This window comes from Parafannyhessea umbonata (genome assembly GCF_012844235.1).
In the GTDB taxonomy this organism is placed as follows: Bacteria; Actinomycetota; Coriobacteriia; order Coriobacteriales; family Atopobiaceae; genus Parafannyhessea.
In genome coordinates, this window is record NZ_JABAGR010000008.1 from 63,009 (window position 1) to 84,911 (window position 21,903).

The following is a 21,903-nucleotide window of genomic DNA, read 5'->3' on the forward strand; positions in this document are numbered from 1 at the left end:
GTGCCTCTAGCTGCGAAAACGTGATTTTGGGGCTTACAACAAATCGCGATTTGCTGTTTGGCGATGTGCGGGATGACGATTGTGCGCGGAGGTTTGGCACGAGGGGCCGCGCTGCGGCAACGAACGAGGCGGCCTCGTGCGCAGGCCGGGCCGGCGCTAGTTTCGCGCGTTGCGCCAGGCCACGTACTTCTCGAAGTAGATCTTTGCGAGCGCGGCGCACGGGACGGCGACGAACATGCCGACGACGCCTCCCACCTTGCCGCCGACGACGAGGGCGACTATCACGAGGATCGGGTGCACCTCGACGGAATCGGCCAGGATCTTTGGGTTCACGATCTGGCCGTCCACGAACTGTATGACGGCGAGCACGACGACGGCGAGCGCGAACGTGCGGACGTCGCCCGCGACGAGGCACGAGACCGCGGTGGACGCGTACGCCACGATGGGGCCGACGTAGGGGATGAGGTTGCCGATGCCCGTGGCGAGCCCGATGAGGACGGCGTAGCGCACGCCGACGAGCTCGAGCGCGATGGTGACGGCGACGCCCATGAGCAGGGCGTCGATGAACTGCCCGCGCATGTAGCCCGCGAACGCGTGGCGCACGTCGAGCGCGAACGCGTGCAGGTGGCCGTAGGCGCGTGTGCCCATAAGGGAGCGCAGCGTGCGGTCCCAGTACGTGGCGAGGTTGTGCGCGTCGATGAGGAAGTAGACGCAGAATATGACCGCGAGCACGCCGTTGGCGACGAAGTCCCTCACGGCGCCGACGCCGTCGGTCACGGTCTGGCCGAAGCTCGCGCCCGACGTGCCGAACACGCCGGCGACGGCCGACGCGGCATGCTCGAGCTCCGCCCTCGAGAACCCGAGCGTGGTGGCGGCGCGCGCGATGCCGTCGTAGGCGCGCGACATGCTGCGGGCGACGTAGTCCGCGAGCTCCGCGAGGTTGCCGAGCGAGACCGAGCGCACGCTGTCCGTGACGAAGGCGAGAAGGACGGAGACCACGACGGCGAGGACGGCGACCGCTAGCAGCACCACCGCCACGACGGAAAGCGCGTGGCGCGCACGGTCCGCCGGCGAGAGCGGGCGGACGCGCGAGAGGAGGGCGTCGAACTTCTCGACCGCGGGCCAGAGCAGACAGGCCGCGAGGCCTCCCACGACGAGGGGGTTCACGACCGCGAGGACCCACGCGCCCGCGCCGGCGAGCGCGGAGAGGATCTGCGGCAGGTACACGCCCACGTTCGCCACGACCGCGAGCACGAGCGCCGTCGCGATGACGTAGCGGCTGATGGTAGAGTACCTCTTGTCGTCAAGTCCGAAGCGGCTCATGGGGGTCTCCGTGTCTGTGCGCGGGTGGTCTGCGTGGCCCTGCAAGCATACCAAGGGAGGGCGCGATGCCGCTCATGTTCATACTCTCGCCAGCAAAGCGCATGGCGGAGGACGGGGGCGAGCCGCTGCCGACGGCGGAGCCGGCGCTCTTGGACCGCACGCGCCACCTTGCGGACGTCATGCGGCACATGCCGCCGGCGGAGCTCCAGGCGCTGTGGCGCTGCTCTGACGCGATTGCGCGCGACATGTGCCCGCGTCACGCGCGCATGGACCTGGACGGCCTGCTCGCGCGCGGAAGCTCTGCCGCGGCGTCGTATCGCGGCATCGCCTACCAGCACCTTGCCGCGCAGGTGATGGACGCGGGACAGCTGGCATACCTCCAGCGCCACCTGCGGATACTCTCCGCGTTCTTTGGCGTGCTGCGTCCGCTGGACGCCGTGGTGCCGTACCGGCTGGAGATGGCGCAGCGCCTTGCCGTGCCGGCCTGCCCCGAGCTGGGGCTTCCCGCCGCGGGGGACCTGTACGCGTGGTGGGGCGACTCGCTGGCGGCGCAGCTTCTGCAGGAGGGTTGCGACGCGCTGGTGAACGTGGCATCCGCGGAGTACGCGCGCGCCGTAGTGCCGCACATGGGCGAAGTGCCCGTGGTGACGTGCCTGTTTGGGCAGGTGCGGCCGTCGGACGGCGCCTTCGTGCAGCGCGCGACGGAGGCGAAGGCCGCGCGCGGGGACTTCGTGCGGTGGTGCGCGGAGCGCGGCGTTGAGGACGTGGGCGAGCTCGTGGGGTACCGCGGGCGCGGGTACGCGCTGGACGAGGCCCGCTCGACGGCGGACGCCCTGGTGTTCGTGCGGTAGCGATGCGGTGGGATGGTTGCATGACTGATACGTTGGAAAAGCGGGGCGCAACTGCCGCCCGGGCGCGCAGGGGGCGTGTGGTTGCAGGTACCGCCATGGTGCTTGCCGGGGCGAGCCTGTGGGGGCTCTCCGGCACCGTCACGAAGCTCCTCATGGACCGCACCGGCACGGACGCCGTGTGGCTCACGGACGTGAAGATGCTCCTGGGGTCCGCCGTGTTCTTCTGCTGCGCCGCGGTGGCGACGCCCGACCGCCTGCGCGGGGCCCTCCGCTCGCTGGCGCGCCCCGCGGAGCTCGCGCGCGTGCTCGTCATGTGCGTGATGGCCTACCTCGTGCTGAACGCGAGCTACTTCGCGAACGTCGTCGTGACGAACGCGGCGACGGCCACGGTGATGCAGAGCCTGGGCGCGCCCATGACGCTCGCGGTCATATGCGTGCGCGAGCGGAGGCTGCCGTTCGCGTCGGAGGCGCTGTGCTTCGTGCTCGCGGTTGCGGGCACGTACCTCATGGCGACGGGCGGCAACCCCACGACGCTCGTGATGCCCGCGGCCGGCCTGGCGCTGGGCCTGCTCACGGCCATGGGCCAGGCGTCGGAGTCGCTTCTGACGGAGGGCTACGTCAGGCGCTGGGGGAGCCTCGTGGTGAACGCGGTGGGGTTTCTCGTGGCGGGCGCGCTGCTCCTGCCGGTGGCGAGGCCGTGGGTGCCTGGCCCCACGCTCGCGTACCAGCCGCTTGACTGGGCCCTTCTCGCGTTCTCCGTGCTTGTGGGCACGTTTGGCGCCGGGGCGCTGTTCATGGCGGGCCTCCACCGCGTCGGTCCGGTGCGGACGACGCTTTTGAGCACGTCCGAGCAGCTCACGTCCGCGGTGAGCTCCGTGGTCCTCACGTCCACGACCTTCTCGCCCGCGGAGCTCCTGGGCTTTGTGCTCATCACCGTCATGGTGGTCGTCACGGCGTAGACTGTGGTGGGCGACCGCTGCGGCGAGGGGAGGCGCGCATGACATACCGGCCAAGGCCGTGCCACGTGGACGTGGCCGACCTCCCGCGAAGCTACGTGTGCTACGACCTCGAGACCACGGGCCTGGGTCCGGACGCGCGCATCGTGGAGATCGGCGCCGTCCGCGTGATCGACGGCTGGGAGGACGAGAAGTTCGACACCTTCGTCGCGCTCCCCGCGGGGGTGCGCATGGAGCCGGGCGCCCGGGCCGTGAACCGCATCACGGACGCCATGCTGGCAGGCGCCCCCGACGAGGCGGAGGCGCTTGCGGCGTTCTGCCGCTTTGCGGAGGACTTCGCGCTGGTGGGGCAGAACATCGCCGCGTTCGACAACGTGCTCCTGGAGCGCGCCGCCGCCCGGCAGCGCGTGCCGTCGCCCACGCGCAACGGCTTCGTGGACACCATGGTGCTCTATCGCGAGCTGGTGGGAAAGCCCGCGAGCCTCGCGGCGATCTGCGGCCACTACGGCGTGAGCAACCCGCAGGCGCACCGCGCGTGGGCGGACGCCGTTGCCACGAGCGACTGCTACCAGGCGATCCTTAGGGACGCGGGCTCCCGCCGGCTGTGCGTGGGCGACCTGGACCAGGGCCCCAGGGGAGAAGAGCTCGCCGGCGAGCTGCTGTGCTTCACGGGCAACAGCTACGACCTGCCGAAGCGCGACATGGAGGTGCTCGCGCTTCTGCACGGCGCCCGGCTGAGCAGGGGAGTGACGAGGCGCGTCACCATGCTGGTGGAGCTTGACCCGGCGGCCGGGCGCGAGACCGCGAAGCTGCGCCGCGCCCGCGAGCTGGGGACGCCCGTCGTCCGCGGCGAGGCGCTGCTCGCCCGCCTGGGGCTGACGGCGCGGGACCTGCGCAGGTAGCCGCGCCGCGCCCGCGAGCGCGCGGCGGTGCCGCGGCCGGGGCGGCGCGTCCTTCTCGCCCGCGCAGACCTAAGCGCGTGCGGCATAGGTTTTCTGTTTTGTCGCGTATACGATATCTTGCTTGGGGTATCCACATACCTGTACACAACGGGGCGGCGCCGTGCGCTTGCGGCGCGCGCCCGGACTCTATATGCCGCGCGCGGAAGGGAAGCCTGCCATGAAGCAGTTCAAGACCGAGAGCAAGAAGCTCCTGGACCTGATGATCAACTCCATCTACACCAACAAGGAGATCTTCCTGAGGGAGCTGATCTCGAACGCGTCCGACGCCCTGGACAAGCTGAGCTTCGAGGGCCTGACGGACGAGTCGAAGCGCGTGGACGAGGAGCTCGCGATCGACCTGTCGTTCGACAAGGACGCCCGCACCATCACCGTGGCGGATAACGGCATCGGCATGACGGCGGACGAGCTCGACAAGAACCTGGGCACGATCGCGCACTCCGGCTCGCAGGAGTTCAAGAGCCAGAACGCGGACGCCCAGGGCGACGCCGTCGACATCATCGGCCAGTTTGGCGTGGGCTTCTACTCGAGCTTCATGGTCGCGAAGCGCGTGCGCGTCGTGAGCCGCGCCCTTGGCGAGGACGTCGCGCACTCCTGGGAGTCCGACGGCGTCAGCGGCTACTCGATCGACGAGGTGGCCGAGGCCGACCTGCCCGAGGCCCTGCGCGGCGAGCGCGCCCACGGCACGCAGATCACGCTGTTCCTGCGCGACTCCACGGAGGAGGACGACACCGACCAGTTCCTGAGCGAGTGGAAGCTCCGCGAGCTCGTGACGCAGTACTCCAACTACGTGCGCTACCCCGTGCGCATGATGGTGACGAAGAGCCGCCAGAAGCCGGCGCCCGACCCCAAGCCGGACGACTACAAGCCGGAGTACGAGGACTACCAGGAGCTGGAGACCCTCAACTCCATGACACCCATCTGGAAGAAGCGCAAGTCGGAGGTGGAGCAGAAGGACTACGACGAGTTCTACACCTCCACGTTCCACGACTGGGAGAAGCCGCTGCGCACGCTGAGCTTCCATGCCGAGGGCGCCATCAGCTACGACGCGCTGCTGTTCATCCCGAGCGTCGCGCCGTTCGACCTGTATAGCAAGGACTACCAGAAGGGCCTCGCGCTGTACAGCTCCAGCGTGCTCATCCAGGAGAAGTGCGCGGACCTGCTGCCCGACTACTACAACTTCGTGCACGGCATCGTGGACTCGCCGGACGTCACGCTGAACATCAGCCGCGAGACGCTGCAGCAGAACTCGCAGCTCCGCGCCATCGCACGCCGCATCGAGAAGAAGGTGACCGCCGAGCTCGAGGACATGCGCGACAACGACCGCGAGGCGTACGAGAAGTTCTTCAAGAACTTTGGCCGCGGCCTGAAGTTTGGCATCTACAACAGCTACGGCTCGAAGGCCGACGAGCTGGCGGACCTCCTGCTGTTCTGGTCCGCGCGCGACGAGAAGATGGTGACGCTCAAGGAGTACGTCTCCGGCATGGCCGAGGGGCAGGAGAAGATCTACTATGCCGCCGGCGAGACCCGCGAGCTCCTGGCGCAGACGCCTGCCGTGAGGAGCGCGCTTTCCCACGGCTACGACGTGCTGCTGTGCACGGAGGACGTGGACGAGTTCATGTTCCAGTTCCTGCGCAGCTACCACGTGGACGCCGTCGCGGGCGACTCCGAGCACAAGGGTACCGAGGCCCGCGACCTCGAGCTGCAGAACGTCGCCGACGCGAACCTCGACCTCGCGAGCGAGGACGAGAAGAAGGAGGCCGAGAAGGCCACCGAGGAGAACAAGGACCTGTTTGGCGAGCTGAAGGACGCCCTGGACGGCAGGGTCGCGGACGTGAAGGTCTCCGCGAACCTGGACGAGGACACGCCGGCGACCGTCACGGCCGAGGGCCCGGTCTCGCTCGAGATGGAGCGCCGCCTGCAGCAGTCCCCGGAGGCCGGCCAGGCGCCGAAGGCGAGCCGCGTGCTGATGCTTAACGCGAAGCACCCGGTGTTTGGCAAGCTCCAGGCCGCGAAAGGCGACAAGGAGCGCCTTGCCCTGATGGGTGACATCCTGTACAACCAGGCGCTTCTGGTGGAGGGCCTGCCCGTGGAGGACCCGGCGAAGTTCGCGCGCGAGATCACGGAGCTCATGTAGCGCGCGTCGCCCGGGGCGGGCGAAGGCTCGCTTCGGCGACGTAATGAGGCTGTAACAAAGGAAGATTCTTCCGCAAAGGGGCCCTGGCCTGCAAGGTGCAGGTCGGGGCCGCTTTTTGTGCCCCTTCTCGTCAGTTTTTTTACTTGAAATCTCCAAGTTTGGTGCAAGATACAGATAAGTAACACGCCTGCAATGATACTATCAAGTCCATTGTGCCTTTAGGCCGTCCGGATAAGGCGGACGACGGGGGCGCGATGACGGCCGCCTTGAACCCAGGGCTTGACGGACTTGGGGCCACGCGACCGTTTCAGAGGGCACCCCCTGCATTGCAGACCGAACCCGCGAGCTCCGCGGGCGACTTGTGCGCGAAGGGGGCGCTGGGACACCGATCAAGGAGCACCAATGGCACGGTTCGTCTGGTACATCACCAAGCGAGTCCTGAACTACGTAGTGATGATCTTCGTCGCGACGTCGCTTACGTACTTTCTGGCCTCGTCCTTCATGAGCCCGCGCTCGAACTACGAGTCGCGGACGCCCCGTCCGCCGCAGGAGTCGATCGAGGCGTCGCTCGACAGGGCGAACCTCAACGACAAGACGCCCATCATGGAGCGCTACCAGAAGTGGCTCGGCGGCATCTTCACCAAGTTCGACTGGGGCATGACTCCCCAGGGCGGCAGCGTCAACCAGGAGATGTCGGGACGCATCGGGGCCTCCGTCAAGCTCATGCTGTTCCCGACCGTGCTGTCCATCGCGATCGGCGTCAGCCTCGGCGTCTACACGGCGCAGCGGCAGTACCACTGGCAGGACAGGTTCTGGAGCGGCGTCGCGTCGGTGTTCCTGGTCATACCGACCGTCGTCCTCGCGATCCTCGTCGTGTTCTTCGCGATCGAGATCAACAGTGCTGCCGGAACGCGCATCTTCTACGTCACGGGCCTGCAGAGCTACACCGGCGGCAACGTGTTCCTTGAGTTCCTGGACTTCCTGCAGCACATGATCCTGCCGACCATCGTGCTCACCATCATCTCGGCTGTCGGCTACCACCTGAACCAGCGCACGTACCTCCTGGACGAGATGCACGCGGACTACGTGCGCACCGCACGCGCGAAGGGCCTCACCCGCAAGCAGGCCATTCGCAAGCACGCGCTGCGCGCCTCCCTCATCCCCACGTCCGTGAACGTCGCGTTCTCCATCGCGGGCATCTTCACCGGCGCCGTCATGACCGAGAAGATCTTCGCCATCCACGGCCTGGGCGAGTACTTCATCAACGCCATCAACGGCAACAACATCCACGGTGCCGTCGCCGTCGCAGCGTTCAGCGGCGTCTGCACCCTGGCGGGCGCGCTCCTGGCGGACCTCTTCGCCGCAGCGCTCGATCCGCGAATCAAGATGAGCTAAGGAGATGGCAATGGAAGAGCAGAACGAGAGCAGGAAGCTCACCAACGCCGAGCTCGAGCTTCAGGCAGACGCGGCCGGCGCTGGCGAGGTCAAGCGCATCAGCTACGCGGGACTCATCGCCCGCAGGTTCTTTAGGCAGAAGAGCGCCATCGCAGGACTCATCGTCCTGGGCGTCATGGTGCTCATCGCCGTCGTCGGTCCCATGGTGTGCCCGTACGACTACACCGAGCCCGACTTCGCGGCCATCAACGTGCCGCCGAACGCCCAGCACTGGTTCGGCACGGACGGCGGAGGCTTCGACCTCTTCGCGTGCGTCGCGCACGGACTGGGCCGCTCGCTCGTGATCGGCATCTCCTACGCGCTCCTTACCATGGTCATCGCCGCGGTCATCGGCACGGCCATCGCCTACGTGCGCGGCTGGGGCGAGAAGGTCGGCATGTGGATACTCGACATGCTCCTCGTCATCCCGAGCTTCCTCCTGGTCGCCATGATCGTCCGCGCCGCCTCCGGCGCGACCGGCTGGCTCGTCCTCATCCTGGGCCTCACGGCGTTCGGCTGGATCGGCTACGCCAGGACGCTGCGCACCATGGCGCTGTCGCTGCGCGAGCGCGACTACGTCAAGGCCGCGAAGTACATGGGCGTCCACCCCATGAGGATCATCGTCCGCCACCTCATCCCCAACCTGGGCTCCATCCTCATCATCGACACCGTCCTCGGCGTTATCGCCGGCATCAACTCCGAGACCGCGTACAGCTTCCTCGGCCTCGGCATCAAGTCGCCGGACACCTCGCTCGGCCTCATCCTCTCGCAGGGCTCCTCCGCGATGCTGTCGGGTCCCTGGATCGTCCTCATCCCGTCGCTGGTCCTCGTCGTCCTGTGCGTGAGCATGCAGCTCATCGGCGACGGCCTACGCGACGCGTTCGACCCCTACTCCCGCGCCGCGGGCTCGGTCGACGACGATACTGACGACGACGGCGACCAGAAGTAAACGGAGACACCAATGGCAGAGAAGAACGAAAACACCATGGCCGCGGACGAGGTCCTGCGCTACGAGCTTCTGGAGTCCAACGGCCCCAAGGGCGCGCCGACCGGCGACCCCGTCCTGAGCGTCCGCGACCTCCACGTCTCGTTCAACACCGAGGCGGGCGTCGTGCACGCCGTCCGCGGCGTGAACTTCGACCTGTGGGGCGGCCGCACCCTCGGCATCGTCGGCGAGTCCGGCTCCGGCAAGTCCGTCACGGCCCTGTCGCTCATCGGGCTGCTGGACGACAACGCCCACGTCACCGGCTCCATCAGGCTCAGGGGCGAGGAGCTCCTCGGCAAGACTGACGAGGAGATGTCCGAGTACCGCGGCACGAAGATCTCGATGATCTTCCAGGACCCGCTGTCTGCCCTCACGCCCATGTTCTCCATCGGCGACCAGCTCGCCGAGGCGCTGCTCATCCACAACCCCGGCATGCACAAGGCGGACGTCCGCAAGCGCTGCATCGAGCTCCTCGAGCTCGTGGGCATCACGGACCCCGAGGACAGGCTCGACGCCTATCCGCACGAGTTCTCCGGTGGCATGCGCCAGCGCGTGGTCATCGCCATCGCCATCGCGAACAACCCGGACATCATCATCGCGGACGAGCCCACCACGGCGCTCGACGTGACGATTCAGGCCCAGATCCTGGACATCCTGAAGGTCGCCCAGCGGGAGACCGGCGCGGCCGTCGTCCTCATCACCCACGACCTCGGCGTCGTGGCGGGTTCCGCGGACGACGTCATGGTCATGTACGCCGGGCGCGCCGTCGAGCGCGCGAGCATCGATACCGTGTTCGCGAAGCCCTCGCAGCCGTACACCATGGGCCTGCTCGGCGCCGTGCCGAAGCCCCACGTCGCCGCGACCACGCGCCTCGTGCCCATCAAGGGCAACCCGCCCTCGCTCGCCGCGATTCCGACCGGCTGCCCCTTCCACCCGCGCTGCCCGATGGCGACCCCCGAGTGCGCCCAGAACGAGCCGGAGCTCCTGCCCATCGAGCCTTCCGAGGGACACCTCGTGTCCTGCCACTGGATGGACAAGATCCGCGAGAAGGGCCTCACGTTCGAGGACGTCTATCCCGACCTCGAGCCGTTGAACCCGAAGTGGGCGGAGGTCCCCCGCGACCAGCGCCCGGTCGTGCTCGAGGTGAAGGACCTCGTGAAGACCTTCCCGGTGCAGGGCAAGGGCCTCATTCGCAGGAACAAGGGCACGATGACCGCCGTCGACCACGCCTCGTTCAAGATCCACGAGGGCGAGACGCTCGCGCTCGTCGGAGAGTCCGGCTCGGGCAAGTCCACGACCCTCATGCAGATCATGGACCTCGTGAAGCCGGAGAACGGCAGCATCACCGTCCTCGGCAAGAACACGGCGGACCTCAGGAACAACCGCGAGCGCCGAGAGCTGAGGCGCGACCTGCAGGTCATCTTCCAGGACCCCATGAGCTCCCTCGACCCGCGCATGCCCATCTACGACGTGCTCGCGGAGCCGCTCGAGGCGCAGGGCTGGAAGAAGGGCGACATCAACAGGCGCATAGGCGAGCTCATGAGCCTTGTCGGCATCAACCCCGACTACGTCGACCGCTTCCCGTCGCAGTTCTCCGGCGGCCAACGCCAGCGCATAGCGATCGCGAGGGCGCTTGCCACGAGCCCGAAGATCCTGCTTCTGGACGAGCCCATCGCCTCGCTGGACGTCTCCATTCAGGCCGGCATCATCAACCTGCTGGAGGACCTGCAGACCGAGCTGAAGATTAGCTACCTGTTCGTGGCGCACGACCTCGCGGTCATTAGGCACATCTCGGACACCGTCGCCGTGATGCACCTGGGCAAGATCGTCGAGTACGGCGAGACCGAGGACGTATTCACGAACCCGCAGGACCCGTACACGAAGGCCCTGCTCTCGGCCATCCCCATCCCGGACCCGAAGGTCGAGCGCACGCGCGAGCGCCTCGTGTACAGGGACGGTGAGCTCGTGAGCGCGTCGAGCCTCACGCGCCGTGGGTAGAAGCCCTAGGTGACGCTCTGGCCGAACAGGTAAGAATAGAAATGAAATGCCCTTCTCACGAAGGCAACTTCATGCATGTCGCGAGGTTAAAGGGCTGATGAGAAGCACCTTGGCGATTGACCGCCAAGGTGCTTTTCGTTTGCACAATAGCGGAATTTTTTCCATTTCTCTTTCAAATATTGGTATGCTTAGTGCTAGTTTCAGCTTGCGCGTCGCACCATGGGCGCGCGTAACTGCAGGCATGCATAGAAGGAATAGGGAGATTCGATATGTCCATGTCTAACCTTTCCCGTCGCTCGTTCTTTGGGCTGAGCGGCAGCGCGGCCGCGATCCTGGGCCTCGGCCTCGTTGGCTGCGGCGGGGGAAGCGACTCCTCCGACGGCGCGAAGGCCGTCTCCGCGGAGCCCCAGAACGGCACCCCGGCGAACACCCCGCTCGACAAGCTGCCGCTTCCCAAGAAGGGCAAGGTCTACAACAACCCGCAGAAGCGTGACAACGTGAAGGACGGCGGCACGCTGGTGCTCCCCTCCGGCGAGATCGGTCCCGCCTGGAACTACCTGTCCGTTGACGGAAACACTCAGGAGATGCACAACCTGTGGGACTTCTACATGCCCACCTACATCTTCCTGACCGACGCCACCGCATCCAAGTTCGAGCCTAACCCGGACTTCATCACCGAGGCCAGCACCGACGAGAAGGACGGCAAGCAGGTCGTCCACTACAAGCTGAACGACAAGGCGCGCTTCAACGACGGCACGCCCATCGACTACCGTGCCTACAAGGCCGTCTGGACCGTCATGAACGGCTCCGACGAGCACTACACCCCGGCTGCGACCGACGGCTACGACCGCATCGAGTCCGTCGAGCGCGGCGACACCGACTACGACGTCGTCATCACGATGAAGGACCCGGTCTATCCCGCCGAGCTCCTCTTCACCTACGTCCTGCACCCGGATGCCACGGACTACGACAAGTACAACAGCTTCAACAACAACCCGCACTCCGACGACTGGGGCTACGGCCCGTACAAGATCGAGTCCTTCGACACCACGCAGTGCAAGTTCGTCCCGAACCCCAACTGGTGGGGCGACAAGCCGAAGCTCGACTCCGTCACCTTCAAGCAGATGGACTCCCAGGCGCTGTTCAACGCCTTCAAGAACGGCGAGATCGACGCCACGGGCACCGCGCAGAGCGGCTCCAAGGAGATGCTCTCGAACTTCCTGGACATGAAGGACGCAGAGGTCCGTCGCTCCGACTCCGCCTCCGTCGCGAACATCGAGCTCAACAGCACCCGTGGTGCCCTCAAGGACAAGGCCGTCCGCAAGGCGTTCACGCAGTGCCTGTACATGCCGACGATTCTTTCCGTCGTCTACCAGGGCGTCAACTGGAAGGAGGAGACGCCGGGCTCGCTGCTGACCCCGATCTGGGCCGACGGCTATGAGAACTGCATGCCGTCCGACGTCTCTGACCTGAAGGACGCCGCGTCGCACACTGCCGCCGCGAAGAAGACCCTCGAGAAGGCCGGCTACAAGCTCAAGGGCGACTACTACGAGAAGGACGGCAAGAAGGTCTCCTTCAGCTTCACCACGTTCGGCGACTCCAACACCGTCAAGAACCGCGCCGCCGCCGTCATCAAGATGGCGAAGGACGCCGGCATGAAGGTGAGCGAGGACAACCACCCCGCGTCCGAGTTCTCCGACGTCCTCACCAGCGGTAACTGGGACGCCACCCTGTTTGGCTGGGTCTCCACGGCCACCTCTTCCTGGAACGGTCCGCAGATCTACGGCAAGGACTCCGCGTCCAACTTCACGCACCTGGGCTCCAAGGAGCTCGACGAGGAGCTTGGCAAGGTCATCGAGATCGAGGACCACGACGAGCAGATCAAGGCCCTCAACAAGGCCGAGAAGAAGGCCATGGAGTCCTATGGCTTCATCCCCGTCTACGCCGGCGCAGACGTCGTCGTGACGAAGAAGGGCCTTGCGAACTACGGCCCCGCCCTGTACCAGAGCGTCCGCTCCGAGGACATCGGCTGGCAGAAGTAGTAGCGGCGACCTGTGCCCAGGGCGTCGCGGCCGGTGCCGTGACGTCCCGGGCGACGACATGCGTGCCCCCAATGGGGAGCCCCCGTCTCGACGCAGGCGGGGGCTCCCTTTTGTTTGCGCGGAAGGGGCTGCGGTGCACCGGGGCGCGGGTGGCGGACGCCGCCTGTGGAATGACGCGGCGCGAGGCATCGTCGTGCTCTAAACTAGTCATCCACGCGGCGTGTCACGGGCTGACGGAGAGGGGAGCCACATGTCGAAGCGACTGAAGATCACGATCGACGGGCAGGCGCTGTACGCGGACCTGTGCGAGGGCGAGGCGCCGGGCGCCGTCGCGGCGCTCGAGCGTGCGGGAGGCTTCGAGTCCGTTCTTTTTGCGGCCGACGTATGCTACGGCGAGCTCACGTTCGCGACCCCGGCGAGCGACTACTGGGACGAGCAGAACGTGCAGGAGGAGACGCTCCCCGGTGACGTGACGTTCTACAACGACTGGAGCGCCGTCTGCATCTTCACGCAGAGGATGGAGCAGTTTGCGCCGGGGGCGAAGGTGGCGCAGGTGAGGCCCGACGACCTGCCGGCGTTCCAGGAGCTGTACGCGAGGGTGTGGCGCCGCCAGGGCGCGCGCCTGCGCTGCGAGGTGGTGGAGTGCGACGACGCCACGGGGGCGGAGCGGCACCTTGGCCCCGCGATCACGCCGAGGCGCGTCGCCGCGCCCGCGGTGGCGCGCTTCGAGGCGCTGCTGCGCGAGATATGGCTCGAGCGCCCCGTCGAGCTTGACGACATGGTGGAGCGAAACGCGACGACCGGCCGCGAGCTGGGCGTATGGGCGTATGCCTGGGGCGAGCTCGTAAACCTCTCGGACATGCTCCTCGTGCTCATGCACATGGCGCGCCAGAAGAACGGCGGCGTCAGGACCCTGCGCGCCGTCGCGGCGGAGCAGTGCCGGTTCTTCTCGGACGTGTTTGGGAGCTCGGCGCACATGGTGGACACGCGGCTGATCCTGGCAGAGGCCGCAAGCTACCTGGAGGGTGCGGAGACGTACGAGGCGTTCGTGGAGCTTGCTCGCGCGGTGCAGCTGTGGGTGCTGCAGATGAGCTTCTGGTGCGACATGGAGCTGCCGTGGGACGTGATGAGCAGGACGCTGCACGAGGCGTGGAACCCCGACGTGCCCGCCGCGGGGGAGCGGCGCGGCAGGACCGGCAAGGGCGGACGCAAGGGGGAAGGCAAGCCAAAGAAGCACAAGAAGGACAAGAAGCACAGGGGCAAGAAGGACAAGGGCGCCGGGAAGCGCAAGGACAAGGGTGCCGAGAAGCGCAAGGACAAGGGCGCCGAGAAGGGCCGGAAGTTAAAGGTGAAGGTCGGCGAGGGCCGCAAGGCGCAGCGCGACGGCGCGGAGGCGGGAAAGTGACGAGGTCGTCTTCCGCGGAGGCACGGCGCAAGGGGAGGCCGACGGCGGGTCGCGTGATACACGGGCAGGCCACGGACGAGGGCATGGTACACGACCACGCGTACCACGCGTGCGAGCGCAAGCGGCGCTTCGAGTCGAAGGCGGAGGCCCAGAAGGCCGCGAGCCGCGGCTCGAGGCGCAAGGACGCGCCGCAGCTGTACGCGTATCGCTGCGAGCTGTGCGGCGGCTGGCACCTGACGCACCGGAAGCCCCGCTAGCAAGCTGGTCGCGGCGTTTCCGGAGGGTTTCCGAAGGCATCCGGGAAAAGTTAAATTCCACGCCGTCGCGACGTATCGATTGCGCGCGAGTGGGTAGACTAACAGCAGTTACAGAAGGACGTCGGAACGTGAGCGGCGGCCTCGAGCTTTGGAGGTGAGTCCAATGGGCCTAGATGAATGCCATCCAGTGCGTCTGCCCATGGACCTCTAGCTTCTTTTTCATGCGGTAGCGTTTGGGCACCGCGGTTTTGGTCCAGATTGTGGGCTTCGAGCCAGGATTCGGAAGGCAGACGTGCGGGCGGGCCACTCGTCAGGCTTCGCGCTTGCCCGGAAGATGACGAAACGGCGTGGCACGCCTTGACCCTGTAGGGATTCTTTACGAGCCTGTAGCTGGCTGCGAGGGCGGCCACTCGCTCTGAGGAATAGGATCGCGTCCCGCGCGTCGCGGGGCTGGCAAGAGGGTGAGACCAAAGTTCTGATTGAACCGGGCAGGGGCCCGGGCTTTCCCGCAGGAGGTGCCGCACCCCGGTAGGGGGCGGCCTATCAAGGAGGGATACCACACTAACGGTCATGCGGACTGGCTCCGCTAGATAAGAGGTTAGGGGCGAGAAGGACACGTTCTTCTCGCCCCTTTTTATGTCGGGACGCCTTGCGTTTTTTGAGGGCGGACTCAAAATGATGGGAAGGACGAGATTGCCCGCGCCGCGTGCGCGGGCGTGTGCATAGGAGGGTCCATGGCTCGGACGGACTGGTACAAGGACATGGTCTTCTACCAGATTTGGCCGCGCAGCTTCTGCGACGGAAACGGCGACGGCGTGGGAGACCTGTGGGGCGTGCTGCGGAAGCTGGACTACGTGAAGTCGCTGGGCGTGACCGGGATCTGGTTCAGCCCGCTGTACCCCTCCCCGAACGCGGACTTTGGCTACGACGTGAGCGACTACCGCGACATCGACCCCGCATACGGCGACCTGGACGTGTTTGACCAGGTGGTTGCCGCCGCGCACGAGCGCGACCTGAAGGTGGTCATGGACCTGGTGATAAACCACACCTCCAGCGAGCACGAGTGGTTTAGGCAGGCGCTGGCGGACGCGGAATCTCCGTATCACGACTACTACTTCTTCCGCAAGGGGGGCGTGGACCGCAGGGGCCGGCGCGTGCCGCCCAACAACTGGGACAGCCTGCTTGGCGGGTCCGCGTGGGAGTACGTGGAGTCGCTGGACGAGTACTACCTGCACACGTTCGACGCGGCGCAGCCGGACCTGAACCTGGATAACCCCGCCGTCCGCGGCGAGGTGGAGGGCGTGATGCGCTTCTGGCTTGACCGCGGCGTGGACGGCTTCCGCGAGGACGTGATCACCTTCGTGAGCAAGCCCAAGGGCCTGCCGAGCGACGTGCTGGGGCTGCCGGGCGCGCGCGGGCTGCGCCTGTACAACTGCGGGCCGCGCCTGCGGAGCTACCTCATGCAGTTCCGCCGCGACGTGCTGGACTCACGCGACTGCGTGGTGGTGGGCGAGGCGCCCATGCTCGGCGCGCGCAAGGCGCTGGGGCTGACGGCCGCCCGCCGCGGCGAGCGCCCGCTCGATTTGGTGATAGGCTTCGACCACATGCAGGCGGACTGCCTGTACACGGAGTATCTGCCGCGCCCGTTCTCGCTGCGCAAGCTGAAGCGCGCGTACGCGCAGTGGCAGGAGGCGCTGGGGGAGCGCGGCTGGTGCGCGCTGTACCTCGAGAACCACGACCACCCGCGCGTGGTGAGCCGCTACGGCAGCAAGACGTTCCGCGCGGAGTCCGCGTCGTCGCTCGCTGCGAGCTACCTGTTCCAGAAGGGCACGCCCTTCGTGTACCAGGGGCAGGAGCTTGGCATGACCAACGTGAGCTTCGACTCCATCGACTTGGTGCCGGACCCTCAGGCCCACGCGCATTACCGCCGCATGGTCGAGGGCGGGAAGTCCCCGCAGGACGCGCTTGCCCTGGTGAACCGCGCCGGGCGCGACAACGCGCGCTCGCCCATGCAGTGGACGGGCGAGAAGGACGCGGGCTTCTGCCCGGGGGACGCCCGGAAGGCGCCGTGGGTCGCCGTGAACCCCAACCACGTGGAGGTGAACGTGGCGGCGGAGGACGAGGACCTGATGTCGCCCCTGAACTTCTATAGGCACGCCATACGGCTGCGCAGGCTTCTGCCCGTGGTGCGCAGCGGCAGGTACCACGAGTTCAAGCGCGCGAGCACGAGGCTGTACGTGTACGCGCGGGAGTCCACGTGGTCGCGGCTGCTGGTGATGTGCTCGTTTTCCGACGAGCCCGTGACGTTTCGCGTTCCGGACACGTACGGCGACCTGGGCGACGGCGTGCTGGCGCTTTCGAACTACTACGTGACGGATTCGGAGGCCGACGACGCGAACCAGCTGACGCTGCGCCCGTGGGAGACGCGCGTGTACGTGTTCGGCCGCGACGCGGTGCTCGTGGACTAGCGGCCGGCGCTACTTGAACATGTTGCGCTCGGCAAACTCCGCCTGGACCGTCTTGAACATGAGGTCGACGTCGTCGAGGCCCAGGTGGACCTCCGCCTCGTCGCCGGAGAGGACGCCGCGGCGCCTTGCCCAGCTCTCCAGCGCGGCGGGGCGCGAGTCGTGCGGGAGGGTCTTGTAGTCCGGGTCCACGCGACGGCAGATGTCGCGCGAGTCTATCACCACGATCTGGCCGGCCTTGCGCGCCTCCGCGTAGCCGTCTAGGTGCAACGTGAGCCACGAGTCCTCGAACGCGGCGTTGTGAGCCATGATGGGGAACGCCTTGAACGCCGTCAGCAGGGCCTCCTGCTCGCGGCGGGCGTCGCGGAACGCCGGCTTGCCCGCGAGGTCGTCCCACGTGATGTGGTGGATGTCGCTTAGGGGCACGCCCGCCTGTTGGTACAGCGACGGGATGCCAAAGTACGCGGTATGGCCGTCGTGCGGCTTCGCCTTGGGCGCAAGGTCCATGAACTCCATGCCCAGGTTGATGATGTAGCCGCGGTCCGGGTAGCGGTCCGTAGTCTCGAGGTCGATCCCCATGACGGGGCCGCTCACCGGCGCCTCCGTGTACGCGACGCCCAGGTCCTGCAGCAGCGGCCCGGCCGACGCCGCGACGTCCGCCACCGGCCTGTGCTGCATGGCGGCGACCGAGCGCACGAGGTCCTCGTCCGAGAGCTTGCGCGCGAGGCTGAAGTCGTTGGAGTCGTTGCGCAGGCGCGCCGCTCCGTACTTGTCGCAGATGACGCGGTTCTGATTGGCCAGCGACTGGATGAGCGTGAACGAGAACGGCTCCTGTCCCGCCGGCGCGCCCTTCCAGGCGTCGAGCAGCAGGCCGACCGCCTCCTCGTTCTTGCGGCGCTCGTCCGTGAGGGACTGGTCGTCCACGAGGAAGCCGGGAAACGCCAGCGCGTTTGCGTGCTCGATGGCCTGTGCGAGGTTCATGCGTTGTCCTAACGTGCGACGGTGAGGCTCTGCCGGCGGCGCCTCCGTCGCGGCGTGGCGGGCCGGCCTCCCTAGGGTAGCAGTTTAGCGCGACGCGCCAAGGCGGGCGCCCGTGGCAAGGGCCGAGAAGAGCCGCTCCGCCGTCTGGGCATAGAGCTCGGTGGCGTGGGCGAGCGCGTAGTCCAGGGTCATGGGGCCGCTTGTGGTGGGAAAGACCGCCGTGACGCCCGTCGGCGGCGTGGCACCGGGCTCCACGGAGCCGACGACGGCCACGCATGGCACGCCCGCGCGGGCGCACGCGGCGGCGATGCCGGCCACGACCTTGCCGTGCGCCGTCTGGGCGTCGAGGCGGCCCTCGCCCGTGACCACGAGGTCCGCGTCTTGAAGCAGCCGGTCGAAGCCCACGAGCGAGAGCACCCGCTCGATCCCCGGCTCGGCGCGGGCGCCCAGAAACGCCAGGCAGCCGGCACCCATGCCGCCGGCGGCGCCGGCACCGGGGACGTCGAAGCTCGCGCCGAACGTGCGCCGGAGCACGCGGCAGTAGTTCGCCATGCCGCGCTCCAGCCGCTCGACGCACGCGGCGTCCGCGCCCTTCTGCGGGGCGAACGTGCGCGTGGCGCCACTTTGGCCCAGAAGCGGGTTGTCCACGTCGCACATAACGGTGAAGCTCGTCCGCCCAAGGCGCGCGTCCGCGTGGGAGCGGTCGATGGCGCGGACCAGCGCGAGGTCGCCGCCACGCCCGGCAAGCTCTTCTCGCCCGGCGCCAAGCAGGCGAAACCCCAGCGCGCGCATGCAGCCCATGCCGCCATCGTTCGTGGCGCTGCCGCCGAGGGCGATGGTGACGTCGCGCGCGCCGTGGTCGAGTGCGTCGCTTATAAGCTCGCCCACGCCCGCGGTGCTGGCGGCCTCGACGTCGCGCTCCGCCGGCGCAACGAGGGGCAGCCCCGCCGCCGCGGCCATCTCTATCACGGCGCGGCCGTGGGGAAGGAGCGCGTAGGAGGCCGCGATTGGCCTGCCGAGAGCGTCGTGCGCCGCCGCCCGCACCATGCGGCCGCCCTGCGCGAGGGCGAGCGCCTGCGCGGTGCCCTCGCCGCCGTCGGCCATGGGGACAGCCCGCGTGCGGCAGCCGGGGAAGTGCCGCCGCGCCGCAGCAGCGAGGAGCTCTGCCGTCTGGGCGGAGCTCAGCGTGCCCTTGAGGGAATCCGATGCGAACAGAAAGCGTGGCACTGTGCCTCCTCTATGCGCGCTCGAGCGGGTGCGGCCGCGCGCCCTTCTCGCGCGCGTCCCCACCCATGGTAGCGCGCCGGGGGGCGAGGGGTGCGGATGCGCGTATACTCGACTGGTCACACGGACGTCTGTAGGACTTGGCAGGATGGGAGCGGCTATGCAGGGCGATACGCTGGGCGAGGAGACGAGGAACCTGGGGGAGGCGCGGGAGCGCGAGGTGACGCGGGAGGACGTGGCCACGTCCCGCGAGCTGGTGGAGTTCATCCGGCGGAGCCCGAGCATGTTCCACTCCGTCGCGACGATCCGCGACTACCTTGACCGCGCGGGTGCGACGTACCTGCCGGAGGGGAAGGCGTGGCGCCTCGAGCGCGGCGGCACGTACTACACCGTGCGGAACGGCTCGAGCCTCATCGCGTGGCGCGTGGGCGCGGACCTGGACCGCTACCACTTCCAGATGTGCGCCTCGCACACGGACTCCCCCACGTACAAGGTGAAGTCCGTGCCGGAGCTCGCGGGCCCGGGCGAGTACCTGCGCCTGAACGTGGAGGGCTACGGAGGCATGATCGACTCCACGTGGCTCGACCGCCCGCTTTCCGTCGCGGGCCGCGTGCTGGTGCGCGATGGCGACGCCGTGAGGAGCCGCCTGCTTTACGTGGACCGCGACGTGCTGCTGATCCCGAACGTCGCCATCCACATGAACCGCGACGTCAACAAGGGCGTGGAGCTTAACCGCCAGGTGGACCTGTGCCCGCTTGTGAGCGCGGGCGCGCTTCGCCGCGGCGACTTCGACCGCATGGTCGCGCGCGAGCTGGGCGTGGACGCCGCGGACGTCGTGGCGAAGGACCTGTTTCTGGTGAACCGCCAGGAGGGCCGCGTCTGGGGGTTCGCGAACGAGTTCGTGTCCTCGCCCAAGCTGGACGACCTCCAGTGCGACTTCGTGTCGCTGAAGGCGTTCCTCGCGGCCAGGAACCCGCACGACGTGAGCGTGCTCGCGTGCTTCGACAACGAGGAGGTGGGCTCCAACACCAAGCAGGGCGCGCTCTCCACGTTTCTGGCCGACGTGCTGCGCCGCGTGAACGCCGCGCTGGGCAGGGGCGAGGAGGAGCTGCTCCGCGCGCTTTCCGCCTCGTTTCTGGTGAGCTGCGACAACGCCCACGCCGTCCACCCAAACCACGGCGAGAAGACGGACGAGGGGAACCACGCCCTCATGAACCGTGGCATCGTCATAAAGGAGGCCGCGAACCAGCACTACACGACGGACGCGTTCAGCCGCGCCGTGCTGAGGGAGGTGTGCGCCCGCGCGGGCGTGCCCGTGCAGACGTTCGCGAACCGGAGCGACTCCGCGGGCGGCTCGACGCTGGGCAACCTCTCGAACATGCAGGTGAGCGTGCACGCCGTGGACTTTGGCCTTGCGCAGCTGGCCATGCACTCGAGCTTTGAGACCGCGGGCGTGAAGGACACCGCGTACGGCATCCGCGCGCTCACGGAGTTCTACGCCGCGGACATAGAGGTGGACGGGGCCGACGGCTTTCGCATCGGCCGGTAGCGCGCGCCCTTCTCGCCCTGCGCGCCCCGCCGGCGGGCGTCGGGCTTTTCTATAGGCCCCGGCCGTCAGGGCGCGCCGCGCGCCCCGCGGGTGGTAACCTCGACTGCGTAAAAGATTACGAGAAGTGCGAGGAATCCCACCCATGAGCGAACCCCAGACCCCAGAGAGCCGCTGGTTCACCTACGACGTCGTCGCAGAGGACCCGACGACGCACGCGCGCGCCGGCGTGCTGCACACCCCCCACGGCGACGTCCCGACGCCCATCTTCATGCCCGTCGGCACGAAGGCCACGGTCAAGGGCATCCTGCCGTCCCAGCTGGAGCGGCTGGGCGCCAAGATCGTCCTGGCGAACACGTACCACCTGGCCAACAGGCCGGGCGAGGACCTCGTGGCCGAGATGGGCGGCCTGCACGAGTTCATGCGCTGGGACCGCCCGATCCTCACGGACTCCGGCGGCTTCCAGGTGTTCAGCCACGGCGAGTTCACGCGCCTCACGAACGACGGCGTGGAGTTCAGGACAGTGGACTACGACGGCCGCCACGTGTTCTGGACGCCCGAGAAGAACATGGAGATCGCGCAGAAGCTCGGCGCGGACATCGTGATGCAGCTGGACCAGTGCCCCGGCTACCCGTCGCCGCGGCCGTTCGTGGAGCGCGCCGTGGAGCTTTCCAGCATGTGGGCCGAGCGCTGCTTCAGGGCGCACACCCGCGCCGACCAGGCGCTGTTTGGCATCGTGCAGGGCGGCATGGACCTGGACCTGCGCCTGAGGTCGCTTCGCCACCTCGAGGAGTGCGGCGACTTCCCCGGCTACGGCATCGGCGGCTACTCCGTGGGCGAGGACCACGACACCATGTTCGAGTCGCTGGCGCCGCTCGCGAGCGAGTACATGCCCAAGGGCAAGCCGCGCTACCTCATGGGCGTCGGCAACCCCACGACGCTCGTGCACGGCGTGGAGTGCGGCATCGACATGTTCGACTGCGTGCTGCCCACCAGGACCGCGCGCATGGGCTCGGCGTTCTCGAGCGAGGGGCGCCTCAACTTCCGCAACGCCCGCTTCACGCACGACCACGGCCCCATCGACCCGGACTGCACCTGCCCGGTGTGCACGGGCGGCTACACGCGCGCCTACATCCACCACCTGGTGAAGCAGAAGGAGATGGTGGGCTCGATCCTGCTGTCGCTGCACAACGTCTACTACCTGCTCGAGCTCATGCGCCGCGCGCGCCAGGCCATCGTGGAGCACCGATACGGCCAGTTCGTGAGCGAGTGGGACCAGCTTCCGGCCGCCCAGGACTGGTAGGCCGCCCGCCAAGTGGGCTATTATGGACAAGTTGAAT

The 21,903-nt window shown here is 67.6% G+C and carries 16 protein-coding genes; 13 read left to right on the plus strand and 3 right to left on the minus strand.

What is annotated here, in order from left to right; genetic code table 11:
* Positions 1 to 156: 156 nt before the first annotated feature.
* The gene (locus HF885_RS08470; RefSeq protein ID WP_170104509.1) at positions 157 to 1,323 is read right to left on the minus strand and encodes an AI-2E family transporter; all 1,167 of its coding nucleotides are present in this window, start codon (positions 1,321 to 1,323) and stop codon (positions 157 to 159) included.
* A 65-nt stretch (positions 1,324 to 1,388) separates the two neighbouring features.
* Between HF885_RS08470 and HF885_RS08475 the strand changes: the two genes are divergently transcribed.
* The 11 genes from HF885_RS08475 to HF885_RS08525 all read left to right on the plus strand — a co-directional run bounded on the left by HF885_RS08475 (position 1,389) and on the right by HF885_RS08525 (position 16,815).
* Positions 1,389 to 2,174 (plus strand): YaaA family protein, encoded by a 786-nt coding sequence (locus tag HF885_RS08475; RefSeq protein WP_170104510.1) that lies wholly within the window; start codon positions 1,389 to 1,391, stop codon positions 2,172 to 2,174.
* Between the two features lie 77 nt (positions 2,175 to 2,251).
* Positions 2,252 to 3,133, plus strand: coding sequence for a DMT family transporter (locus HF885_RS08480; protein WP_170104511.1), 882 nt, complete (start codon positions 2,252 to 2,254; stop codon positions 3,131 to 3,133).
* 38 nt (positions 3,134 to 3,171) lie between these two features.
* A complete protein-coding gene (locus HF885_RS08485; RefSeq protein WP_170104512.1) occupies positions 3,172 to 4,032 on the plus strand; it encodes an exonuclease domain-containing protein in 861 nt (286 codons plus the stop codon).
* Between the two features lie 217 nt (positions 4,033 to 4,249).
* Positions 4,250 to 6,226 (plus strand): molecular chaperone HtpG, encoded by a 1,977-nt coding sequence (gene htpG / locus HF885_RS08490; protein WP_170104513.1) that lies wholly within the window; start codon positions 4,250 to 4,252, stop codon positions 6,224 to 6,226.
* A 402-nt stretch (positions 6,227 to 6,628) separates the two neighbouring features.
* The gene (locus HF885_RS08495) at positions 6,629 to 7,621 is read left to right on the plus strand and encodes an ABC transporter permease (protein WP_170104514.1); all 993 of its coding nucleotides are present in this window, start codon (positions 6,629 to 6,631) and stop codon (positions 7,619 to 7,621) included.
* 10 nt (positions 7,622 to 7,631) lie between these two features.
* Entirely contained in the window at positions 7,632 to 8,609 is a 978-nt protein-coding gene (locus tag HF885_RS08500) for an ABC transporter permease (protein WP_170104515.1), read from the plus strand.
* 12 nt (positions 8,610 to 8,621) lie between these two features.
* Complete coding sequence (locus tag HF885_RS08505) at positions 8,622 to 10,643, plus strand: dipeptide ABC transporter ATP-binding protein (protein ID WP_170104516.1); 2,022 nt, start codon at positions 8,622 to 8,624, stop codon at positions 10,641 to 10,643.
* 269 nt (positions 10,644 to 10,912) lie between these two features.
* Positions 10,913 to 12,685 carry an ABC transporter family substrate-binding protein gene (locus HF885_RS08510; RefSeq protein ID WP_206109872.1) on the plus strand — a complete coding sequence of 591 codons (1,773 nt, stop codon included), beginning with the start codon at positions 10,913 to 10,915 and terminating at the stop codon, positions 12,683 to 12,685.
* Between the two features lie 250 nt (positions 12,686 to 12,935).
* Positions 12,936 to 14,090, plus strand: coding sequence for a hypothetical protein (locus HF885_RS08515; protein ID WP_170104517.1), 1,155 nt, complete (start codon positions 12,936 to 12,938; stop codon positions 14,088 to 14,090).
* Positions 14,087 to 14,347 carry a hypothetical protein gene (locus HF885_RS08520; RefSeq protein ID WP_170104518.1) on the plus strand — a complete coding sequence of 87 codons (261 nt, stop codon included), beginning with the start codon at positions 14,087 to 14,089 and terminating at the stop codon, positions 14,345 to 14,347. Before HF885_RS08515 ends, HF885_RS08520 begins: the two co-directional genes overlap by 4 nt.
* A gap of 734 nt (positions 14,348 to 15,081) precedes the next feature.
* On the plus strand, positions 15,082 to 16,815 hold the full coding sequence (locus HF885_RS08525; protein WP_170104519.1) for an alpha-glucosidase: 1,734 nt from the start codon (positions 15,082 to 15,084) through the stop codon (positions 16,813 to 16,815).
* A 9-nt stretch (positions 16,816 to 16,824) separates the two neighbouring features.
* On the opposite strand, the gene HF885_RS08530 is transcribed toward HF885_RS08525, so the two are convergent.
* Both HF885_RS08530 and HF885_RS08535 read right to left on the minus strand, forming a co-directional pair.
* A complete protein-coding gene (locus tag HF885_RS08530) occupies positions 16,825 to 17,793 on the minus strand; it encodes a 3'-5' exonuclease (RefSeq protein ID WP_170104520.1) in 969 nt (322 codons plus the stop codon).
* A gap of 84 nt (positions 17,794 to 17,877) precedes the next feature.
* A complete protein-coding gene (locus tag HF885_RS08535) occupies positions 17,878 to 19,020 on the minus strand; it encodes a glycerate kinase (protein ID WP_328804361.1) in 1,143 nt (380 codons plus the stop codon).
* A 157-nt stretch (positions 19,021 to 19,177) separates the two neighbouring features.
* Here HF885_RS08535 and HF885_RS08540 point away from each other — a divergent pair, with 157 nt between their 5' ends.
* Together HF885_RS08540 and tgt are read left to right on the plus strand one after the other, a co-directional pair.
* Positions 19,178 to 20,566, plus strand: coding sequence for a M18 family aminopeptidase (locus HF885_RS08540; protein WP_170104522.1), 1,389 nt, complete (start codon positions 19,178 to 19,180; stop codon positions 20,564 to 20,566).
* Positions 20,567 to 20,708: 142 nt separating this feature from the next.
* Positions 20,709 to 21,866: a tRNA guanosine(34) transglycosylase Tgt gene (gene tgt / locus HF885_RS08545; RefSeq protein WP_170104523.1), complete on the plus strand. Its 1,158-nt coding sequence runs from the start codon at positions 20,709 to 20,711 to the stop codon at positions 21,864 to 21,866.
* Positions 21,867 to 21,903: the final 37 nt, after the last annotated feature.